The following is a 2,526-nucleotide window of genomic DNA, read 5'->3' on the forward strand; positions in this document are numbered from 1 at the left end:
TCGTCGACCAGGGCACCGCCATAGAGGCCGCCTGCCGCATCGTCATCCTCGAAGACCAACTCGAAGAAGCCCAGCGCATCAACAAGCAACTGCGCGCCGAGGGCGGCAAGCCTCAGCCGAAGACATCAGCCTGATCAGAACGCCCGAACCCGAGGCAACCGATGCACTGCCGCCGGACGAGGCCGCTGAGACACCACACCGCCGTTCCGCAGCTCAGGCGGGCTCAACGCGTCAACCCCACTCCGCCGGAAGAGAGAACCGCGAGCGGACGTGATGCACGGAGGGGGTGACGAGGGGCGAACCCGGGGAAGGGGGAGCGGCAACCGATAGGAGGTTGCCATGGACGGCGGGGATCTGGAACTGGGGCAGCTTCTGGCCGCCGCTGAGGCGGCACCACCCGGGGACTCCGTCGAGGTACTTGCGGACGACCTGCGCAAGCGCTTCGGGGCGGAGCGCGTGTCGTTCCTGTTCGTCGACCTCGTGGGTCGGCGGCTGCTGCGCCTGACCACACAGGCCGAGGATGACATGGGGGGCGCTGCCGAGCGGATCGACCTGGAGGGCAGCGTCTACGACGCAGTCCTGCGCACCCAGTGCCAGCACGTGGAACCGGACGGCCAGGGCGGGCGGCGCGTGATCTCGCCCGTCACCAACCGCGGCGACTGCATCGGTCTGCTGGAGGCTACGCTGCAGAACGCCGACGACACCGTGCTCGCGCAGATCGAAGACGCGGCGCACGCACTGGCCTACATCATCGTCACGGACCGCCGCTTCACCGACCTGTACCACGCGGGCCGGCGCACCACCCAGACCAGCCTGGCCGCCGAGATCCAGCACCAACTGCTTCCCTCGGCCTCCTGCTGCGAGGCTCCCCAGTTCACCCTCGCGGCAGGGCTGGTGCCGGCCGACGACATCGGCGGCGACACCTACGACTACACCCTCGATCGCGACACACTGCACCTGTCCATCACCGACGCCATGGGCCACGACACCAACTCCGCGCTGATCGCCACGCTCCTGGTCGGCGCTATGCGCGGCGCCCGCCGCAGCGGCTGTGACGCACTCCAGCAGGCGCAACACGCCCACGACGCCCTACTGACCCACAGCCGAGGCCTGGCCACTGGCCAATTGCTGTGCATCGGCCTCACAACGGGGACCTGCGAACTGGTCAACGCAGGGCATCCCCGGCCTCTGCGCCTACGCAAAGGCGCCACCGAGGTCGAAGAGGTCCAGCTCGCAGTCAACCTCCCCTTCGGCGTGGCAGCCCCCACCTCCTACCGTGTCCAGGAACTCCGGCTTCTCCCCGGCGACCGTCTGATCCTGCTCACTGACGGCATGCAGGAACGCGGCGCCGGAGCCGTCGACCTGGCATCCCTCGTGTGGGACACCCGCACCTCACATCCCAGGGAAGCCGTGCGCAGCCTGACCACGGCGGTGCTGGATGCCTGTCGGGGAAACCTCAGGGACGACGCCACTGTCCTCATCCTGGACTGGCACGGTCCGCAGTGCGAAGAGGGTTAGGGTCCAGTTCGCTGATCAAGCACCAAAGCTCGCTCCCCAGGGCCGCGTACGGCCATGTGGTCGACGGCTGTGCGTCGCGGTACAAAGCAAGTAAGCAGGGTCGGATGAGCACCAGACCCAAAGCAGACCCCGGGCGCAGCCCTGGCAGCGGCGACAGAGCTTTTGGCTCGCTCTGGTGTCGGCTGGGCCACCGTCTATCGTCACTGCCCCAACAGCAGATCTCCTGCCGGAATCTTGGCCGACTCCAGCACGCCGCTGAGCAGCGCGGGCGGAGGGTACCCTGCGGGGCACCATCCGACGGCAACCGGTCCCCGTTCGCAGCCGGCGCCGACATCGGCGCGCTTGGCGTAGACCAGCTGCACGGTCAGGTCGTGGGCGGCTCGGCGGCGTAGTGGGTGAGGGCCGCGTGCAGTTCCACCTGGATGGCCTCGGGGAGGGGTGATCCCCGGGCTCGCTCGAGGATGTGTTCGGCGACGGCGGACAGTTTGATGTTGGTGCGCTGGGAGACCTCGCGCAGCACGGTGAAGCCGTCATCCGGTGACATCTGGGTCATGACTGTCAGGACGCCGATGGCCTGGTCCACCACGGCGTGGGAGGCGAGAGCCTGCTGCAGCTGCCGGTTTTCACTGCGTAACCGCTCCACCTCGGCGCGCAGCCGGCGGTCCGCGGTGGCGGGTGTCGCATCGGGGCGGGTGGGGGAAGCCATGTGTTCATCCATGGAAGCAAGGGGTCGCGGTCATCTTTATCGCCTGCCCGAACATTGTCTTCGGCACCCACTTCGCCGCACCAGAACACAGCAAAACGCGTCCCCCGGGACCACAGCCCGGAGGACGCACACGGGGGCTTGATTCCGAACCTCCCGCTCCCGCGCGGGTAACCCGAGCCGGGATGCTCATGCGCAAGGGGAACGGGGTGCGGGTCCGGACCAGGCGGGCCGGCGGGCGCACGGCGGTGGTGCTGGAGCAGGTGTCGTCCGCGGGCGGGGCGGAGTCGGGCGCGCCCGGGCGC

Annotated in this window: 2 protein-coding genes and 1 pseudogene; 2 read left to right on the top strand and 1 reads right to left on the bottom strand. The window is 68.8% G+C overall.

The genetic code is table 11. The features are described 5' to 3' along the window. Window positions 1-134 (top strand): annotated as a pseudogene (locus ACWEN3_RS45165) (MerR family transcriptional regulator); the annotation flags it as partial. Between the two features lie 205 nt (window positions 135-339). Then, window positions 340-1,518 carry a PP2C family protein-serine/threonine phosphatase gene (locus ACWEN3_RS45170; protein ID WP_452984089.1) on the top strand — a complete coding sequence of 393 codons (1,179 nt, stop codon included), beginning with the start codon at window positions 340-342 and terminating at the stop codon, window positions 1,516-1,518. Between the two features lie 364 nt (window positions 1,519-1,882). Here ACWEN3_RS45170 and ACWEN3_RS45175 read toward each other — a convergent pair whose 3' ends face one another. Next, a complete protein-coding gene (locus ACWEN3_RS45175; protein WP_452984091.1) occupies window positions 1,883-2,224 on the bottom strand; it encodes an ANTAR domain-containing protein in 342 nt (113 codons plus the stop codon). Window positions 2,225-2,526 lie beyond the last annotated feature (302 nt).

Source organism: Streptomyces sp. NPDC004561, assembly GCF_053602155.1.

Bases quoted from the DNA above. Each gene is read 5' to 3' on its own strand.
- ACWEN3_RS45175 (WP_452984091.1), bottom strand. From the start codon at position 2,224: ATGGCTTCCCCCACCCGCCCCGATGCGACACCCGCCACCGCGGACCGC.
- ACWEN3_RS45170 (WP_452984089.1), top strand. From the start codon at position 340: ATGGACGGCGGGGATCTGGAACTGGGGCAGCTTCTGGCCGCCGCTGAG.